The sequence below is a fragment of the Nostoc sp. ChiSLP03a genome, assembly GCF_034531215.2.
Lineage (GTDB): Bacteria > Cyanobacteriota > Cyanobacteriia > Cyanobacteriales > Nostocaceae > Nostoc.
Genome location: NZ_JAVRBQ020000174.1, coordinates 1 through 18,767, shown reverse-complemented (window position 1 = coordinate 18,767; position 18,767 = coordinate 1). Strand labels below are relative to the sequence as shown.

21 protein-coding genes are annotated in these 18,767 nt (G+C 40.7%); 15 read left to right on the top strand and 6 right to left on the bottom strand.

What is annotated here, in order from left to right:
* Nucleotides 1-25: 25 nt before the first annotated feature.
* The 8 genes from RMY32_RS29570 (at nt 26) to rdgB (ending at nt 5,620) form a co-directional block, all read left to right on the top strand.
* Complete coding sequence (locus tag RMY32_RS29570) at nt 26-1,189, top strand: ParM/StbA family protein (protein ID WP_322673703.1); 1,164 nt, start codon at nt 26-28, stop codon at nt 1,187-1,189.
* Between the two features lie 5 nt (nt 1,190-1,194).
* The gene (locus tag RMY32_RS29565) at nt 1,195-1,674 is read left to right on the top strand and encodes a plasmid segregation centromere-binding protein ParR (RefSeq protein ID WP_322713195.1); all 480 of its coding nucleotides are present in this window, start codon (nt 1,195-1,197) and stop codon (nt 1,672-1,674) included.
* A 97-nt stretch (nt 1,675-1,771) separates the two neighbouring features.
* Nucleotides 1,772-1,912 carry a hypothetical protein gene (locus RMY32_RS29560; protein ID WP_322713194.1) on the top strand — a complete coding sequence of 47 codons (141 nt, stop codon included), beginning with the start codon at nt 1,772-1,774 and terminating at the stop codon, nt 1,910-1,912.
* Between the two features lie 231 nt (nt 1,913-2,143).
* On the top strand, nt 2,144-2,740 hold the full coding sequence (locus tag RMY32_RS29555; RefSeq protein WP_322713193.1) for a J domain-containing protein: 597 nt from the start codon (nt 2,144-2,146) through the stop codon (nt 2,738-2,740).
* Nucleotides 2,728-3,165, top strand: coding sequence for a hypothetical protein (locus tag RMY32_RS29550; protein WP_322713192.1), 438 nt, complete (start codon nt 2,728-2,730; stop codon nt 3,163-3,165). Before RMY32_RS29555 ends, RMY32_RS29550 begins: the two co-directional genes overlap by 13 nt.
* Nucleotides 3,135-3,377 (top strand): hypothetical protein, encoded by a 243-nt coding sequence (locus RMY32_RS29545; protein WP_322713191.1) that lies wholly within the window; start codon nt 3,135-3,137, stop codon nt 3,375-3,377. Before RMY32_RS29550 ends, RMY32_RS29545 begins: the two co-directional genes overlap by 31 nt.
* A gap of 135 nt (nt 3,378-3,512) precedes the next feature.
* Nucleotides 3,513-4,949: a phosphoglucomutase/phosphomannomutase family protein gene (locus tag RMY32_RS29540; protein ID WP_322713190.1), complete on the top strand. Its 1,437-nt coding sequence runs from the start codon at nt 3,513-3,515 to the stop codon at nt 4,947-4,949.
* Between the two features lie 86 nt (nt 4,950-5,035).
* Nucleotides 5,036-5,620 carry an RdgB/HAM1 family non-canonical purine NTP pyrophosphatase gene (gene rdgB, locus RMY32_RS29535; RefSeq protein WP_322713189.1) on the top strand — a complete coding sequence of 195 codons (585 nt, stop codon included), beginning with the start codon at nt 5,036-5,038 and terminating at the stop codon, nt 5,618-5,620.
* Between the two features lie 125 nt (nt 5,621-5,745).
* Here the strand turns inward: rdgB and RMY32_RS29530 are convergent, their stop codons facing one another.
* The 3 genes from RMY32_RS29530 to thiD form a co-directional block, all read right to left on the bottom strand.
* A complete protein-coding gene (locus RMY32_RS29530; protein ID WP_012410794.1) occupies nt 5,746-6,084 on the bottom strand; it encodes a P-II family nitrogen regulator in 339 nt (112 codons plus the stop codon).
* A gap of 363 nt (nt 6,085-6,447) precedes the next feature.
* Nucleotides 6,448-7,053 carry a hypothetical protein gene (locus RMY32_RS29525; RefSeq protein ID WP_322713188.1) on the bottom strand — a complete coding sequence of 202 codons (606 nt, stop codon included), beginning with the start codon at nt 7,051-7,053 and terminating at the stop codon, nt 6,448-6,450.
* A 199-nt stretch (nt 7,054-7,252) separates the two neighbouring features.
* Nucleotides 7,253-8,086 carry a bifunctional hydroxymethylpyrimidine kinase/phosphomethylpyrimidine kinase gene (gene thiD, locus RMY32_RS29520; RefSeq protein ID WP_322713187.1) on the bottom strand — a complete coding sequence of 278 codons (834 nt, stop codon included), beginning with the start codon at nt 8,084-8,086 and terminating at the stop codon, nt 7,253-7,255.
* 514 nt (nt 8,087-8,600) lie between these two features.
* On the opposite strand from thiD, the gene RMY32_RS29515 reads away from it, so the two are divergent.
* Complete coding sequence (locus tag RMY32_RS29515) at nt 8,601-8,762, top strand: hypothetical protein (RefSeq protein WP_322713186.1); 162 nt, start codon at nt 8,601-8,603, stop codon at nt 8,760-8,762.
* Between the two features lie 231 nt (nt 8,763-8,993).
* Nucleotides 8,994-11,879 carry a choice-of-anchor D domain-containing protein gene (locus RMY32_RS29510; RefSeq protein ID WP_322713185.1) on the top strand — a complete coding sequence of 962 codons (2,886 nt, stop codon included), beginning with the start codon at nt 8,994-8,996 and terminating at the stop codon, nt 11,877-11,879.
* A 336-nt stretch (nt 11,880-12,215) separates the two neighbouring features.
* Here the strand turns inward: RMY32_RS29510 and RMY32_RS29505 are convergent, their stop codons facing one another.
* Nucleotides 12,216-12,644: a hypothetical protein gene (locus RMY32_RS29505; protein WP_322713184.1), complete on the bottom strand. Its 429-nt coding sequence runs from the start codon at nt 12,642-12,644 to the stop codon at nt 12,216-12,218.
* Between the two features lie 119 nt (nt 12,645-12,763).
* Between RMY32_RS29505 and RMY32_RS29500 the strand changes: the two genes are divergently transcribed.
* Nucleotides 12,764-14,614: a S8 family peptidase gene (locus RMY32_RS29500; protein ID WP_322713183.1), complete on the top strand. Its 1,851-nt coding sequence runs from the start codon at nt 12,764-12,766 to the stop codon at nt 14,612-14,614.
* A gap of 127 nt (nt 14,615-14,741) precedes the next feature.
* The gene (locus tag RMY32_RS29495) at nt 14,742-14,975 is read left to right on the top strand and encodes a hypothetical protein (RefSeq protein WP_289796246.1); all 234 of its coding nucleotides are present in this window, start codon (nt 14,742-14,744) and stop codon (nt 14,973-14,975) included.
* On the opposite strand, the gene RMY32_RS29490 is transcribed toward RMY32_RS29495, so the two are convergent.
* Nucleotides 14,962-15,285, bottom strand: coding sequence for a thioredoxin family protein (locus RMY32_RS29490; protein ID WP_322713182.1), 324 nt, complete (start codon nt 15,283-15,285; stop codon nt 14,962-14,964). The two genes, RMY32_RS29495 and RMY32_RS29490, sit on opposite strands and share 14 nt — an antisense overlap.
* Nucleotides 15,286-15,491: 206 nt before the next feature.
* Nucleotides 15,492-16,571, bottom strand: coding sequence for a recombinase RecA (recA, locus tag RMY32_RS29485; RefSeq protein WP_322713181.1), 1,080 nt, complete (start codon nt 16,569-16,571; stop codon nt 15,492-15,494).
* Nucleotides 16,572-17,061: 490 nt separating this feature from the next.
* On the opposite strand from recA, the gene RMY32_RS29480 reads away from it, so the two are divergent.
* The 3 genes from RMY32_RS29480 to RMY32_RS29470 are packed head-to-tail and all read left to right on the top strand — an operon-like array spanning nt 17,062 to nt 18,509.
* A complete protein-coding gene (locus RMY32_RS29480; RefSeq protein WP_322713180.1) occupies nt 17,062-17,595 on the top strand; it encodes a hypothetical protein in 534 nt (177 codons plus the stop codon).
* A 12-nt stretch (nt 17,596-17,607) separates the two neighbouring features.
* Complete coding sequence (locus tag RMY32_RS29475) at nt 17,608-18,048, top strand: hypothetical protein (RefSeq protein WP_322713179.1); 441 nt, start codon at nt 17,608-17,610, stop codon at nt 18,046-18,048.
* A gap of 8 nt (nt 18,049-18,056) precedes the next feature.
* Nucleotides 18,057-18,509, top strand: coding sequence for an HNH endonuclease signature motif containing protein (locus RMY32_RS29470; protein WP_322713178.1), 453 nt, complete (start codon nt 18,057-18,059; stop codon nt 18,507-18,509).
* The last annotated feature ends 258 nt before the right edge of the window (nt 18,510-18,767 follow it).

The window sequence follows — 18,767 nt, the reverse complement described above, 5'->3', positions numbered from 1 at the left end:
AGTTAAGTTTGAACTAGGAGCTTTCATGACAGACCAACCTTCCGCCGCTACCCCTATAAATGCTGCTGCTATACCCATGAATAGGCAGCCTTTAGCATCGACTCCCATAAATGCTGTTAATAATAATCCTCCCACTAGCAAACCAGCCGGTGGTTCTGGGAAAACCATTCTCAGTGTTGATTTAGGCAGAACTTCCACAAAAACTTGTGTGAGTCGCGAACCAGGCAGTGTGGTATTCGTACCTGCCAACGTCAAGCAGATGTCAATCGAACAAGTACGCGGTGGTGTTTTTGAAGCCAGGGCTACTGACCCCTTAATGGATTTGTGGCTGGAGTATCAAGGAAATGGATATGCTGTTGGTCAACTGGCAGCCGATTTTGGGGCAAATCTAGGAGTCGGACAATCTAAGGTAGAAGCTGCACTGGTAAAAGTTTTAGCAAGTGCTGGCTACTTCAAACTCAGAGACGATATCTCAGTTGTACTGGGTCTACCTTTTCTTTCTTTAGAGCAATTTGAAAAAGAAAAAGCACAATTGATTAGCCAAGTAGGTGGGCCTCATGTGTTGAACTTCCGAGGCGAATCTGTGTCGCTGAACGTCAGTAAGGTATGGGTAATGCCAGAAGGCTACGGTAGCCTGTTATGGTCTGAAGCTCAACCCAAGAAAAACCCTGGCAGTCCCGATTTTACAAAAATATCGGTGGCGATCGTCGATATTGGTCATCAAACCGTCGATCTTTTGATGGTAGATAACTTCCGTTTTGCTAGAGGTGCTTCTAAGAGCGAAGACTTCGGAATGAATAAGTTTTATGAATTGGTGTCTGCCGAAATCGAAGGAGCAGATAGTCAATCTCTAGCACTGATTTCCGCTGTCAACAAACCCAGAGGTGAACGCTTTTACCGTCCTAAAGGCGCTAGCAAGCCCACCAACCTAGATGATTTTCTTCCCAACCTCACAGAGATGTTTTCGCGCGAAATCTGTAGCCGTGTGCTAGCCTGGTTGCCAGAACGCGTCACCGATGTGATTCTTACTGGCGGCGGTGGTGAGTTCTTCTGGGACGACGTTCAACGTCTGCTCAAAGAAGCAAAGATTAATGCTCATTTAGCAGCACCTTCCCGTCAGGCGAATGCTTTGGGGCAGTATATTTATGGAGAGGCACAATTATCCTCCAATCGCGCTGCTAGGGCATAAAGCTGATGTTCCAATGGTCAAAAAAGGTAGTTAAATCCGTCACGTTCAACCCAGAGCTTGCTGATGAAAGCTTGTTAGCGCAAGTAGAAAGTTATTTGGAAAAACAACCAGACAAGACTTTCAGCGATCTCTGTAAAGAAGCCTTGTGGCAATCTTTATGTGTACCGGAAACTGTACAACCTGCTCCACAAACTGCAGTAACCACACCGATCGATCAACAAATCGGTGAACTGCAACGTCAAGTGGCTGGACTTGAGGAACGTTTTTTTGCCAAGGGATCTAATCGTTTGGAGGCGATGGAACATCATCTACTGCAACTTTCTCAACAAGTCGCACAACTGGCGCTCATAGTCAACGATCGCTCGTTCGTTCCGTCTCCAACTCAATTAGAAGTAGTAAATAATACTTCTTATACTGTTGCTACCCCTCCTCAAGAGGTTGACCCCGTAATCAGTCGCCTTAGTCAGTTTCTCGATGATTTTTAAGGAAAAATCAAGTTTGTGAGCAGTTTTTGCTCATGTTAACAATCCTTAATAGTTAATACTATTAAGGATTATTAATGTTTATTGATATTTTTTAGAAGTGGAATTTCTGGCGGGAAGCGCCCTTGAGTTTTTGCAACTAATTAAGTTTGGTAAAAAAGCGATCGCGCATAGAGATTTCGTGCTGATTTACATTATTGCAGCTGGGCGATCGCTCTTATTAGGGAACTCCAAGAAATAAATTATTCAATTTTGTAGGGTGGGCATCTTGCCCGCCCTATTTACTGGGCGGGCGAGACGCCCACCTTACAATAGTTAATTGGATATTTTTGTATCTGCAAGTCCCTTAGCAAGCAGATTTTACTCAACACTAACTGTGAGTAATAACCTCAAAATAACTTACATTCTCTACATAATGTATGATTTTATCAGAATTAAGGACAGTATGTTTAATTAGTAAGAGGGTTTATCTGTGGATAATCTAGAGCAGTGTTATCAGATTTTAGGTGTTTCATCTGATGCTTCTGTTGATGAGATTAAGCAAGCTTACAAAGATTTAGTTCAAGTTTGGCATCCAGATCGTTATGCTCATAATCCTCGCTTACAAAGAAAAGCCGAAGCTAAGTTGAAAGCAATTAATTCAGCATACGAAATAATAATGGAGTCTTTAGCTTCTGGTCGTAATGTCAGAAAAACAACTAATGTTTACAAAAATGAGTCTTCTAGTACACAGGTTTCTGAACCGGAACCAGTGCTAGAAGTTAAAACAAACTTACAATCAAAGGTTAAATCTTGGATAAATAAAAATAAATTGATTTTGATAACTGGTACTGGCGCTAGTATCTTAATATCTCTAATATCTCTTCAAATATATGCATACACTAAATATAAAGATTTTGCATTTTCCAATCCGATACTGCTTATTCAGCAAATTTATAGTAGTTCCTTTCTGGAGAGGAATATATTAGGGGATGAACGTCTTGGCTCTAGCTCAATAAAATTTAGTAGTAATGGAGCTATTTTTAGTTCTCAATCAAATAACACTGAGATTGAAATTTGGGATTTCTAGAATGGAAAAAAATTAACTCTTTTTCTGTAAAGAATCTTCGTCCTCCAACATCTAGAGAAGATGCGATTATCGCTATTAATTTAGAATTTAAATATTTAGTGAGTAGCCACGACGAAGAAATTAAAGTTTGGAATATAGATAATAATAAGTTACTAAGGACAGTAAATCTTGCCAAGTATGAAATCAATGATGTATTGATGACGAAAAATCTTCTTCTAGCATTACCACACCCACAGATGAAATTATATGACTTAAAAAATGGTAAATTAATTCGCTCTTTCGTTGATATGTCTGGTTCCTTAAAATTGCTTCATGTGAGCGCCGATGGAAAAATAATGATTGGGGTAGAGGAATATAATTCATTTTTTGAGCATCGGGAAGAAAAGCTTAAAATATGGAATATAAAAACTGGGCAAGAGCGCTAAATGTAGAATTTAGTCCTGATAGCAAAATTCTTGCTATTAGCTGTAGTGATAGTCAGAATCAGACGATTGAGCTATATAATTTAGAAACAGGAAAAATTGACCAGTCTTTTATTGATGCTCCCACATGGAATCAAACTCTTGCTTTCACCCCTGATGGTCGATTTTTACTCACTGGAAGTAAGAATGGTATGAGGATTTGGCGGATACGTTAGGTACTCAAATCCAAAAATTCGATCGCTTTTGTGTTGAAACTGTCGAATACTACTACACGTTAATACTATATTCTTTTTTTACTTTATACACTGTATAAATGCTAGAATCCTCAAGTAGACAGTTAGGATACTTAGATGCCAGTTGTAGCTAACTCAATCAAGTTTGGTACAGACGGCTGGCGGGGCGTTATTGGTGACGAGTTCACCTTTGAACGCCTAGCCCTGGTCGCGCCAGTTGCCGCAAAAGTTTTATATGATACATACTTTTCTACAGTGGGTAGCCGGACAATAATTGTCGGTTACGATCGCCGATTCATGGCCGAAGACTTTGCTCGTGCTGTCGCCGATTCTGTCACATCTGTCGGCTTTGATGTGCTACTGAGCGAAACTTATGCGCCAACCCCAGCTTATAGTTGGGCAGCAAAACAACTCAATGCTTTAGGGGCGCTAGTAATTACAGCTAGTCATAATCCTGGGTCGTATTTGGGTTTAAAAGTCAAGGGTTATTTTGGTGGATCGGTACCGCCAGAAGTCACAAAAGAGATCGAAGCGCAGTTGTCGGTGGGAGTACCACTAGCAGCAACTCCAGGCAAGCAAGAGAAATTCGATCCTTGGCCAAGTTATACCCAAGCACTAGAAGGTAAAGTTGATATCGCCAAACTTAGAGAAGCGATCGCATCTGGCAAATTGACGTTATTTGCTGATGTCATGCATGGTGCTGCGGCTGGCGGATTGGCAAGACTACTAGGCAATCAAGTCAAAGAAATCAATAGCGATCGCGATCCCCTCTTTGGTGGCGGTGCGCCGGAACCATTGCCGAAATACCTTTCAAAGCTATTTGAAGTCATCAAGACTCACCGAGAAACCGATAAATCAGGTTTAACAGTGGGGTTAGTATTTGATGGAGACTGCGATCGCATTGCAGCAGTCGATGGAGAAGCCAACTTCCTAAGTTCCCAAGTATTAATCCCAATATTAATCGACCATTTAACCCTGCGGCGCGACTTTAAGGGTGAAATAGTTAAAACTGTTAGTGGTTCCGACTTGATGCCCCTTGTAGCAGCACTACATAACCTGTCAGTATTTGAGACAGCAGTTGGTTATAAATATATCGCCGACAGAATGTTAGTCGCAAAAGTGTTACTGGGTGGTGAAGAATCAGGAGGAATTGGCTATGGTAGCCATATTCCCGAACGCGATGCATTGCTGTCAGCATTGTACGTACTAGAGGCGATTGTAGAATCTGGTTTGGATTTAGGTGAATATTATCGCTACTTGCAGAAACAAACAGGGTTTACCTCAGCATACGATCGCATTGATTTACCCTTAGCAAATATGGAAGTGCGATCGCGTCTTTTGCAACAATTGCAAACCCAACCCTTAACGGAAATTGCAGGGAAAGCAGTGATTGATTGCCAAACAATTGACGGCTACAAGTATCGTTTAGCTGATAAAAGCTGGTTAATGATTCGCTTTAGCGGGACTGAGCCAGTTTTACGCCTCTACTGCGAAGCCTCAACAATTGAGCAAGTGCATCAAACTCTTGCTTGGGCGAAACAGTGGGCGGAGTAAAATTCATTATTAGTCATTAGTCATTTGTCCTTTGTCCTTGGTAAATGACCAATGACCAATAACCAATGACCAATGATCAATGACCAATGACTAAATTACTCGTAGTAGCCACAGGAAATCCAGGTAAGTTGCGGGAAATGCAAGCTTACCTGGAAAATTCTGGTTGGGAATTAACCCTCAAACCTGAAGAATTGGAAATTGAAGAGACGGGCGAAACTTTTGCCGCTAATGCTTGTCTAAAAGCGTCACAAATTGCTAAAGCTACAGGAAACTGGGCAATTGCTGATGATTCGGGCTTGCAAGTAGATGCCCTAAATGGCGCACCAGGCGTGTATTCTGCACGTTACGCCAAAACCGACTCAGAACGCATTGCCAGGGTACTCAAAGAATTAGGCAACGAGGTAAATCGGCAAGCTCAATTTGTTTGTGCAGTAGCGATCGCTCGTCCTGATGGTGCGATCGTATTAGAATCTGAAGGTGTTTGTCGCGGCGAAATTCTCCACGCACCTCGTGGTGATAGTGGTTTCGGCTACGATCCAATTTTTTATGTGCAAGAGTTGCAATTAACTTTTGCTGAAATGACACGGGAGTTGAAGAGGTCAATTAGCCATCGAGGCAAGGCTTTTACAGCTTTACTTCCGCAACTGGAGAGAATTAAGAGACGCGATTAATCGCGTCTGTACAAAAGTTAAGAGTAGAGACGCGATTAATCGCGTCTGTTAGAAGTTATGAATTCTGCTAAATCTTCGTTCATTAGTCTTGACTCATAACTCTTAACTCTTAACTCATAACTTTTTTAAACTGCTTCTGTGTTCTTTTCGCCAGTGCGAATCCGAATCACTTGCTCAACAGGGGAGATGAAAATTTTACCATCGCCGATTTCACCAGTGCGGGCAGCAGCAATAATTTTGTCTACCACCATATCAACCTGATTGTCGTCAACGACGATTTCCACTTTGAGTTTTTGGAGAAACTCAACGGTGTACTCAGAACCACGATACCGTTCAGTTTGACCTTTTTGCCGTCCGAACCCCCGGACTTCAGAAACAGTCATGCCAACAATACCAGCGTTAACTAAAGCAATTTTCACCTCATCTAGCTTAAATGGGCGGATAATAGCTTCTACTTTTTTCATCTTCTTGACTCCTGACTTCTACTAGCTTCGTTTATATATCTAACCAGATCCGCTGTCCGAAGCTGTAACTAGCAGTGCTTTTCCTAAAAAATATGTAATAATTACAACTTTTTTAAAGTGTAAGTGCTTTACTTGAGGGTTTATGACATAACAAGCGGCAAGGATTTATTAATTGGATAATCTTTGAGGTTCTAACATCAAGAAGTTGCTGTCAATTTAGCATTTTATGTAGCTTTTATAACCTAAAAATAGATTGTTTCCACCATTTAGCAGATTTGTTCAGATATTTAGAGAGCGATCGCAGCCAAATTATTATACGCTAGCCCGAAAGCCTGCTACTGCTGCTGACTGTGGGAATGTCAACTAACGTTTCTGGTGTTCAAACAAGGGACGCACAACGAAATATCCAGCACTAAAGGCAGTCAGCATGATTAACAAGATGGTAATAATTAACCACCAGCCATTGAGTCCCTTAACATCTGGATCAGTAGTGGAATAATAACTGACTTGTTGCTCTTCTATAAAAACTGGTTCTGATATCGGAAAATTCATTGCCATTACAGGTGCAGAAAAGTCTTGGCGGCTTTTTTTAGCTGGTTGTTTGGACACAACAGATGAACGCGAACGAGAAACCTGCTGAGGTGAACGCGCTTGTGTTACTGGCTGTTTGGCAACACTTTTAACGTCACCAGAAGCTTGGTTAGCTTGGGGATAATTAGCTGTAGTATGGGAATCGACAAAATTTTGCAAACGAGAAAAAGACTCAACGACTTTGGTAATTTCTTGGCGTAATAGTTGATTTTCTTGTACTAGTTGCTGATTTTGGGTGGTGAGTGCATTTAACCTCGCCTGTGCTGCTTGCAACTCTGTTGACAATTCCCTGTATACAGATAGTGGTACAGAGGGAGGGTAGGCTTGAGTAGTCGGTGTTGGCGAATTTCTGTGAACAGAACCTATGGTTGTTCGCATCGGGGGCTTGGTATTAAAAATCAAAGTAATTAGATCGTACAGAGATGCTAACAGAGATAGTCACCCCTGAAACTATGCCCAAGAATAATAGAAAAATACCGAAAGGGCAAAGATTTTTTATTTGGGCAATGGAGATGAGGTACTGAGAAAACTTTTCTCTAGTCCCCATCCCCAATGCCCAGTCTCCAATCTCTAATCCCTAGTCTCTAGTCCCTAGTTTCCACAATGGGAAGAAGTGTCCCACAGGGCCTTGTCCTTCGCCAATATCTAGGGCGTAAGTGAGTGCGGTAGTCACATACTCCTTTGCCTGTTGCACTGCCTGCCACAAATCTTTTCCTTTAGCTAGATTAGCAGCGATCGCAGCCGATAGTGTACAACCAGTACCGTGGGTATTTTTTGTCTCTACTTGCTGGCAAGTCAAAACTTCCAACTTCTCCCCATCAAACCAGATATCAACGCTACGCAAATCTCCCTGCATACCTCCGCCTTTGACTAAAACAACCTTTGTCTTTAAAGTCTTGTAAATAATTTCAGCAGCAGCTTGCATATCCTCTAAAGAATTAATTTGCAAACCGCTCAAAATCTGGGCTTCATAGCGATTGGGCGTAATCATAACCGCTTTGGGAATCAAGGCATGGCATAAAGTCTTTACAGCATCATCATCAATCAATTGTGCTCCTGTGCGTGACACCATTACTGGATCGACTACTAGATTATTGATTTGTAAAGCTTCTACTTGCTGGGCAACAGCAAAGATAATTTCCTGATTGAGCAACATTCCCGTTTTGGCAGCTTGTACGCCAATATCCTCAACTACTGCCTGAATTTGCGCCACAACAGCCTCTGTTGGCATAGCATCAACCCTCTTCACTCCTAGAGTGTTTTGTGCCGTGACGCAGGTTATAGCACTAGTACCGTGGACACAGTGAAAAGCAAAGGTACGTAAATCAGCTTGAATTCCTGCACCGCCACCGCTATCTGAACCAGCAATGGTTAAAGCAACAGGTATTTTGGAGTTTATTTCAGCGTTCATATTATGAAGATTAAGTAAGTTGGTATCATCACAAACTATCTCAAAGATTGACGAACTAGGCTAAAATCCTCTTTCTCCTGTGCAATCGCCACCACAACCTGACTTGAGAGTTCTGAATTATTTAGAGAAAGTTCATCAAATCCTTGCACAAAGCGCTTTTTATGCTCATATCATTCTGGAAATTAATAGAACCCCACCAGACATATCCATAATTTTTTTAATTTTGTTGTAAAAAAACTTACCACATTACGGGCTTTTACTGATATCAAGTGCTATTTGTAAAGGTTAGTTTTAACTAAGTTCACAACGCTCAGTTACACCGCTTAAAACAGGTTCAACTCAGTTGTTACATTAGTCCCCTTAAGTTAAAGGGTCAACCTAACTAAAGTTTCAACCAATTTAACTTTGATCGCTTTAAATTTAAGTCCTCAGTTATCAGCTTAGGGTGAATTTTACCATGCAGATTTGGCAACCTCCTGACCTAAAACAACGCATAAAGTTCAGAGGAATTACTATGCCAAATACGATCGTTTTATTGAAAAAAACAGATGTTAAAGCTGGTTTACAAACAACAGCAATGTCTACAATGGGCTACGCCTACGCAGCTGCTAAAGATCAAGTCTGGAGTAGAAGGATCTACGCGCTAATCGTCCAATTAATCTCAACAAAACTCTGACGATTGACGGTATTGATATTCCTGATTTAACCATTAACGGTTGATAGGAGAAAAGTTTTTCAGGTTTATAACAGCGTTTCTACAATCGACGCGATTTGAAGTCGCGATCGGATAACTGTGACTGTCCTTAACAGTGCCGATAGACGACTCATTCAAATAACTACTTAGCAACTGAAGAAAGTTGCTGAGATTGTACTACCAATTTCCCCTACACATATTCGGAGTAAACAAATGGCTGGCAATACATATTATGTTTCTGCAACAGGCAGTGATAAAAATAATGGCTTAGACGAAGAATCTGCATTTCTCAGCTTGGGTAGAGCTGTGTATGAGATGAAAGCAGGCGACACCCTCTACGTCATGAATGGAAATTATCAAATGAAAGGGGTTACGCTTTTCAACTTGAATGGCTCACCAGATAACTGGACAACAATAAAAGCTTATCCAGGGGCTAAACCTACGATCACAACAACGGGAAATGGGATTAATATATTCAGTTCATCCTACGTGCGGATTGAAGGACTTGATATAAAAGGCAATCGAGAAAATATCACTCTCGAATATGCCTTACAAGAGAAGGATAACCTGAATAACCCCTTAACCAATAGTAATGGTATTGCTGTTAATGCATGGAAGAACGCTGATGGTGTAGGTGGTACTAATCCCCATCATATTGTCATTACTGGTAACACAATCCGTAACTTTCCAGGTGGAGGTATAGCATTCAGTAATTCAGACTATATAACTGTTGAGAAAAATATTGTGTCTGGAAACGCTTGGTATTCACCTCACGGCAATCAGGGAATAACTTCTCTCAACAGTTTCAATTTTGATAACAATACCACTGACTACAGAATGATTTTTCGAGACAACATTGCCTACGATAACCAAAGTTTAGTTCCGTGGAAAAATGGAGGCGTTGACAAAATAACTGAGGGACATGGGATTATGCTTGATACTACCGATATCAGCAAAGATAATGTACCCTATACAGGTAAAGCATTAATTGCAAATAACATTACTTACAACAATGGAGGTGCAGGCATTAATATTTTCAAAGCTACCAATGTTGATGTTATTAATAACACAGCTTACAAGAATGCCCAAGTTCTTCCAGATTCTGGAGAGATTGGTGTTACTTACTCGGAAAATGTACGTGCCTACAACAACATTTTGTATGCAAACGAAAATCAATATGCTAACAGAATTAAGTACGACACAAATGTAATTTTTGATCGCAATCTTGTTTATAACTCGAACCTATTCCAAGCTTCAGATAATTTAAACGCTACAGGGTTACAGAATCTTTTAGGTCAAGATCCTCAATTTGTTGATGCAGACAATGGGAATTTTGCACTCAAACCTGGAAGTGTGGCGATTGATGGTGGTTCTAATGCCTTCAATAGCATCACTAAGAAGACTCCTCAGGATGGTGATGGTAATGGCAGTACAGTCATTGATATTGGTGCATACGAAGCTCCCCGTAGCTCCAGCAAAACCCCAGAAATTCAAGTTCTCAATGGCAATATTGACATTATTGATGGCAACACCGCCATTAACTTTGGCGAGACTCTTGTTGGTGAACCCTTGACTAAAACCTTTACTATCAAGAATACCGGTATAGCTGCACTCAACCTAAGTAATCTTAAACTTCCCAACGGATTTAGTTTGGTTGGAACTCTTCCAACGAGTGTGGCAGTTAATGCTTCCACCACCATATCAGTGGCACTCAATCCTACTGCACCCGGTGTCTATAGTGGCAGCCTCAGTTTAAACAACAACGACATTAATGAAAACCCCTTTGACTTTGCCATTAGTGGCACAGTTTATACGCCGGAAATTCAAGTTCTCAATAACACTGTTGACATTACAGATGGTGACACCACCGCCATTAACTTTGGTGAAACGACTGTTGGTGATACCTTGACCAAAACCTTTACTATCAAGAACACCGGTACAGGCGCACTCAAGCTGAGTAATCTTAAACTTCCCGACGGATTTAGTTTGGTCGGAACTCTTCCAACGAGCGTGGCAGTTAATGCTTCTACTACCATATCGGTGGCACTCAATCCCACTACAGCCGGTAGTTATAGTGGCAACTTCAGTTTAAAAAACAACGATATTGATGAAAGCTCTTTTGACTTTGCCATTAGTGGCACAGTCAGACCCGCTCCTGTCCAGGGAATTCAAGTTCTCAATGGCACTAACTCCAATGACACCTTTACTATCCGACGAGGCGATGGCAATTACAGCATCACTGACTTTGGTGGTGTAGGTACTAGTTCAAACCCTTCGGCTACTGTGATTGCCAAGATAGACACCTTGCAATTTATTGGGACTGAATTGACTGCGAGAAATCTGCAATTAACTCAAAATGGCAGCAATTTAGAAGTCAGCTTTGGAAATGTGGCTAATACTAAAGTCACTCTGCAAAACTTTAAGTTAGAAAACCTAGACAACTTAGCCGCATCGACAACAAGACCTGCTATCGGCAATATCATCTTTGACGGAGAAGACAGTGTTAGCAAAAGCTTTGATGTAATTAATGCCAACTCTACTCAAACGTATATTTCTACAGCAAACACTGTCACTTTCCTCAATGACTTGAACAATAACATCAGCGGTTTTTACGCTTCCAACGATGTGATTAATGGTCAAGGGGGTAATGATACCATCAATGGCAGCGGTGGTGACGACCTACTGCGGGGTGGTACTGGCAACGATCTTCTCATTGGTGGACAAGGCAACGATACTCTTGTGGGTGGTATCGGTGCTGACTCTTTCCTCTACGACACCAATTCCATCTTTAATAGTGCGGTTGTGGGTATTGATACTATCGCTGACTTCAATCGCTCCCAAGGTGATAAGATTATCCTCGATAAGACTACCTTTACTGCTATTACTTCTGTTGTGGGAACGGGTTTTAGTAACGCCAGTGATTTTCAAATCACCAGTTCAGGGGCACTAAGCAATGCTGTAATTGTCTATGACCGTATGACTGGGCAGTTATTTTACAATCAAAATGGCAGTGCTGCTGGTTTCGGCAGTGGTGGTCAATTTGCACAACTTACTGGTGCGCCCTATGTTACTGCCTCTGACTTTATCATTCAAGCATAGCTAGGTCGGGTCAACTGAGTAAAAGTGTAATCCAAATATGAATCGAGTTTTAAGGCGGCTTTCAATTAGATAGACCACATCCATAGGAGCACAATAAACATAGGAGTGAAAAAGAATGTAGAGATGTAGCCGTGCTACATCTCTATAAGGGTTTTGGATAACGTAGATTGAATTTATGGAGATGTTTAATAAATGGTAGTCAAGTAAAAGCCATTCTAAAAAACATCTTTCCAATAAAAATGTCGTTGTCCATGAATAATATCACCATTAGCGATCTAACTTTTTGATCAGAAATAACCGTATTATTTGGAACTTATAGTTTTAATATAACTACTGCTATGGTTGCGATCGCAAGTCTTGTAATACCCCCTGCAAAAACTTACCCCATTCTGCTGCCAAAGGAATTTCTGTAAACGGAACCCGCACTGAGTTAGTAGATTCAGAAAATAGAAATTCTAATTCTATGGAACGACCTTTCTCAGGTGGATTGTTTACATCTACTGATTTTTCATCTACTAAAACCTGGATTTGTTTGATATCAAGCAAGGAGAATGTTTCTAGTTTAATAGGCCCTTGAGGCGTGGGTTTTCCCCAAGTGATATTGTTGTCTTTTTGACCTAATACAGCATAAATATCATACTTGGCTCGTTCAAATTGCTCTGCCCAAGTGCGATAGGCTTCGACTTTTTGATACTCCTTCGAGCCTTGCCAAGCCAACCAGAAAAACATTACTAACAGCGGCAACCACAAAAGACCACGTTCCATCGTTTAAAAAAATCCTCAGTTTTGAATGAAACTTGTAACTAAAAGTGCAAAATCTACCAACAAGGGGTCGAGATAAGTTATGGTATGAGCAAACTGGCAAAAAGCGGTGATGAGTTAATATGAGAAAACTTATATTATGGTGCTTGTTTGTCATTGGGCTGGGATCTGCCATATTTGGTTTCCTGAATTTCCAGGGATTGGCAGCTAAAGGAGAGTTTGAGACGATTTTGCTTGATTTTCGGGAAGATATTCCATCACTTGTAGTGGAACAGAATTTGCAAGCGATCGCCAAACAATACAACGTTACACCCCAATTAGACAACAAGTTTTCCAAAAAAGATAATGTGTATATTATCAAGGGCGATCGCCAACGGCTTCAAGAACTGAAAAAATCTCAGTTTGCCCAAGCGACAGAATTCATTGAACCAAACTATATCTACAACAAGATTCCCCAACCAGGTAAAACCGCTTGGCTAGGTGAATTTTTAACACCCCAAGAAGATGAAGAAGCAAGTCCTTCATTGACTGGCCCTAATGACCAATATTACAGCAAGCAATGGAACTTGCACAAAATCGGTATTGAAGGCGCATGGAGTCAAACCAAAGGCAGTGGCATCACAGTTGCAGTTATCGACACCGGAATTACCAAGGTGCGGGACTTGTATGAGACAAAATTCGTCAAAGGCTATGATTTTGTTAACGATCGAGAAGAAGCCACAGACGATAATGGTCACGGTACCCATGTTGCCGGAACTATTGCCCAAGCCACAAATAACAAATATGGCGTTGCTGGAATTGCCTACGAAGCCAGTCTGATGCCGTTGAAGGTACTCAGTTCTTATGGTGGCGGTACTGTTGCCGATATTGCCGAAGCGATTAAATTTGCTGCTGATAAAGGCGCAGATGTGATTAATATGAGCTTGGGTGGTGGCGGTGAAAGCCAGTTGATGAAACAAGCGATCGAGTATGCCCATAGAAAAGGTGTTGTTATTATTGCCGCAGCTGGTAATGAAAACGCCAATGGAGCAAGTTATCCAGCTCGCTATCCCTACGTCATCGGTGTTTCGGCAATTGGGCCTGATGGCGAAAGAGCGCCCTATTCTAACTTTGGTGCCGGGGTAGATATCTCTGCTCCTGGTGGTAGTGAAGCTGGTAAGATTCTCCAAGAAACCATCGATGAAAAGGGCGAAGGCGTATTTCTCGGTTTTCAGGGTACAAGCATGGCTGCTCCTCACGTTGCTGGTGTTGCGGCATTAATCAAAGCTGCTGGTATCACAGAACCAGATGAAGTTTTAAAAGTCCTCAAGCAGTCCGCACGAGTGATTCAGGATGATGGTTTGAACTATTATGGCGCTGGACAACTCAATGCAGAAGCAGCAGTCAAACTAGCCTTTAGCGGACAAATTAGTTTCCCAGATTTCTTCCGGTGGTTACGGGATAGCGGCTATCTTAACCCCGGCTTTTGGATTGATGGTGGTGCGGTAGCACTGTTACCCAAGATTTTAATGGTAGTTGGTTCCTATCTGCTGGCTTGGTTTTTACGCGTTTACTTCCCCTTCACTTGGAGTTGGTCTTTATCCAGTGGACTAATCGCTGGCAGTTCTGGGTTATTCTTCCTCAAGGGAATCTATATTTTTGATCTTCCCCAATGGCCTTTCCGGGTTTTGGGCAGTTCAATTCCCGAATTAGGTAATACTCTTCAGGGAACTGATGCATTAAATCCCCTATTTGCCAGTGTACTGATTCCCATTGCGTTAATGGCATTGCTGCTGGGACATCCTAGTTGGAAATGGTTTGCCATTGGTTCAACTTTAGGTGTAGCAGCGTGCTTAACTACAAGTGCGTTTTTCGAGCCGACAGTTTGGGGATTGGGAAGTGGTAACTTAGCACGCCTCTTCCTCATTGCTAATGCCCTAGTCTGTTATGGACTTGTTCGTTTAGCATTAAAAAACGAAGAGAAAATAGCATAAATGGGAAATAGGGAATGGGGCATTGGGCATAGCGCATGGAGAATCAATTTTTTTAACTCCTAACTCTTAACTCCTATACTCCTAATTCCCTATTCTCCTTACTCAGCACTCAGCACTCAAAACTTTTATGAGCATTACACTTACAGGTACAGTCGAACGTCGTGATATTGGTACAGGCGCATGGGCGTTAGTTACAGAAGAGGGCGTTACTTACGAAATCCTCAGAGGGGCTGACAAAGACCTACTCAAAGCCGGACAAAAAGCAAAAGTTAAAGGGCAGGTGCGTGAAGATATCATGACAACTGCCATGATTGGCCCTGCCTTAGAGGTCAAATCTTTTGAGGTAATTAGTTCTGATTAGCTGTGGAATTTAGAACCTCTTGCAGACGACTTCTAAACTCCCCTTTGGGATGACCTCCTTTTACTTCACCAACAATCTGAAATTCCGCCTCTGGAGAATTGCAGATGATGTAAGTAGGCCATCCCATTTCTGATTTATCGGGATATTGAGTCAATAAAATCTTGCGATACTTGCGGTAAGCAGTCGTATCTTGCATTTTTACATCGATAAATTCTAAACCCAGTTCTTCAGCCACCTTTTTGTCATAAAAAGACATTTTGTGGCAAATGCCGCACTCTTCTGAAGAGAACTTAATTACAGCTAAACTCATGGGTTGGCTACTCTTTGATTATAAACAAAGTTTTTGAGCATAATGCCATGAAATATTACCATATAGCTGGTCATTAGTGTCAATCTAAAGCTGAAACCCCGATCTAGTATTTTTTCCTTATCCAAATCTCGATAAAAATAAGGTGCGTTAGCTTTCTTTGTAACGCACCATCTATTAGCAATTGCAGATTAATAAATCCGCATTCTTTACTCTTCTGGCTCTAAATCGATTTCTTCCTCTTCATCTTCGTCACTGGCTTTAGCGACAGAGTTAGCAGAAACAACAGCGCCTTTATCTAGCTTTTCACGCACTAGTTTCTTAATTTCTTCAGCAAATTCAGGCTTTTCTTCTAGATACTTAATAGCGTTATCTCGTCCTTGGGAGATATTATCGCCGTTGTAACTATACCAAGCTCCTTTGCGGACAATAATGCCAGTTTCTTCTGCTAAGTCAACAAGACAACCCAAGGTAGAAATACCTTTACCAAAAATAATGTCAAATTCCGCTATTCTAAAAGGCGGCGCTACTTTATTTTTGGCGACTTTGACTTTAACGCGATTACCAAATTCATCAGTACCTTTTTTTAAGGTTTGAATTCGCCGAATATCCAAGCGCACCGAAGCGTAAAATTTCAATGCGTTACCGCCAGTAGTAGTTTCTGGGCTACCGTAAGTAACACCGATTTTTTGTCGCAACTGGTTGATGAAAATTACTGTACAACCAGATTTACCAATGTTGCCAGTAATTTTACGTAGGGCTTGGCTCATTAACCGCGCTTGCAGACCAACGTGAGCATCGCCCATATCGCCTTCAATTTCAGCACGGGGAACCAATGCTGCTACTGAGTCTATAACTACAATATCAACCGCAGCAGAGCGAACAAGTTGATCGACAATTTCCAAAGCTGATTCGCCAGTGTCAGGTTGGGAAATCAACAAATTGTCAATATCTACACCCAATGCAGCAGCATAAGTAGGGTCTAGGGCGTGTTCAGCATCAACGAAGGCAGCAATACCGCCATTTCTTTGCACTTCGGCGAGCGCGTGTAGCGCTACTGTAGTTTTACCAGAACTTTCCGGCCCATAAATTTCAATTACCCGCCCCTTGGGTAAACCACCACCCAATGCTAAATCTAGGGTAAGCGCTCCACTGGAAATCGTTTCCACCCGCATCCGGGTAGCATCGCCCAGGCGCATGATTGCTCCTTTACCAAAGCTGCGCTCAATCTGGTTGAGCACCATAGTCAGTGCTTTTTGCTTGCCAGAAGTATCGGTGTTGATAGCCATTCCTGCCTCTAATGCCTCTTAATATATGGTTTTAAGGAGTGTTGGTGTCGGAGTTTGAGTAGAACAGATATACTATTTTAACCAGAAAATTCTGGAATAGGACTTCTCAAATCAAAAAAGGGGTGTGACAAGATCGTAACTCGATCGCTACCAAATTAGGGTAGCTCTGCACAATGATACCAACTTACATTCAGAGATAGCTTCTTTTTGGCTGGGTAAGCAAGGGTTTTCAAAGAAAAAATTACCTAAACAACTGACCTGACGCAATGTACATAGTTAGACTGCTTGATTTTGGAGAGATAAAAGCTTAGTACAACGCGACGCGATCGATAAACCATTGAATTTTGCTGACTTACAACATAAATCGCAGTAGTCTCCGACATCGATAAGTTTAGTAAAGTTAGCGTTTTTATTAAATCTAGACTGTTGGCATAGGAATTTTATACCGATAAAATGGTGATATAAATCACATTTATTATTCTAAGCAAACGTGAATAAGTCACAGGCTATTAAGCTACTTGAAAGTGAGGCATGGACAAAAGCAGATGCTATGCGTGCTTTGGAAGTAATTGACTTTAGTACCAATCCTGATGAGATTACCATTCGTAGAGCTATTTCGCGTTTTGCTGGTTCTGAATTAATTAAGCGTCAGCGTCTTCAGGCTGCTCAGAAAGGACTGGTAACGAAGAAAACTAAAGAGATTGAGTTAAAAGAGCAAGAATATGCTGCCAAAATTGACCAAGTTAAAAAGTATCCGAAACAGGAAAGAGAAAAATACGAAGCTGAAATTAAAAGCTTGTCTCAGATAAATAATATTTTAGAAGTTGAACTCAAGACAATATATTCTCAAAATAAAAACTTAACAAAAGTTAATGAACAACTCAAAAAAGACAATAAATCTCTAAAAAATTTAGTCGATCAAATTAAACTTAAACTAGCTATGAATACTAAAGAAATTCTCAAATATGAAGACAGTGAAATTCGGAAAGCAGTAATTACTTTTTTTAAATGGACTTTAGGATAAAGTACTGAATATATGAGCGATCAAAAAGGTAAAAAAAGAAATTTTAGAGGAATGAGTTATCGGGCTGTTCAACTCGCTAACTCAAAAAATCGGAGTAAGCTTCATGAAAAAGACCAGATTTGGCTGAAAGAAAACTTTTACAAAAATATTGGCTGGGATAATGTTGTTAATTCTTATCAAAAAGTAGAGGAATTTATAGATAATTATTATATTGAAGAATTGACACTTGAAGAATTATTTATCGAGGCTGATAGGATTGGTAATAAATATCTCACTAATCAAGAAATAAACGAGTATAACCAAAGATTATCTAAAGAAGTTAATGAGGTCGCAGAAGAAATAGATAAGCAGTTTCCTGAGACGGAAATGGAATTTATTGATTTCAGTCAAAATACTAATATAAAATATACAAAAAAGCATAATCAAAAGACATATAGAACAGTAAAGCTTTAGCAGAAAATATGGTTAACATTGAAGATAAAGACCTTAAAGAATTATTTGAGCTTGCGGACATAATCGGCAACAAGCGATATCACAGGCTAACTCATGAAGATTTTGAAACTTATAGAAAATTCGATTATTGGCGCTATATTAATGGTGATTTTGAGTGTGGAACAACTCAAGAAAGTAAAGATTGGGTGAGAGAAAATTCTAACTGGTATTGTCCAATTTGTGGATCTCACTACTCTGACAAAGGTGGTAAGACAATAGATCACAAACTACCTCGGTCACAGTATCCTTGGTTATCAATGGAATTCAGGAATTTATGGGTTATTTGCCAGGTTTGTAACAAAGAAAAGGCTGAAATACATTGGTATAAATATGAACACTATATATTTGTTCGCTATCCGAATCTTTATCCTGCTGTGAAAATGGCACGCCCTAGCCAGTTACTCCAGTCTCTAAAAGATTAAACCAAAATGATTGGTACAGATGCTTTTACATCTGCATTAGAGCATTCAGCTAATGGCGAAACTTGATGGCACTTCATACATCACCATTGTTGCTATAAACGCCAGTTATCTAGCTTTATACCAATTTAATGTGAAGTTACACATATCTAGATCCCCCTAAATCCCCCTTAAAAAGGGGGACTTTGATATGTTTTTCTGGTTCCTCCCTTTATAAGGGGGGCTAGGGGGGATCGAATTCTATGCAGCTTTATAAAAAAT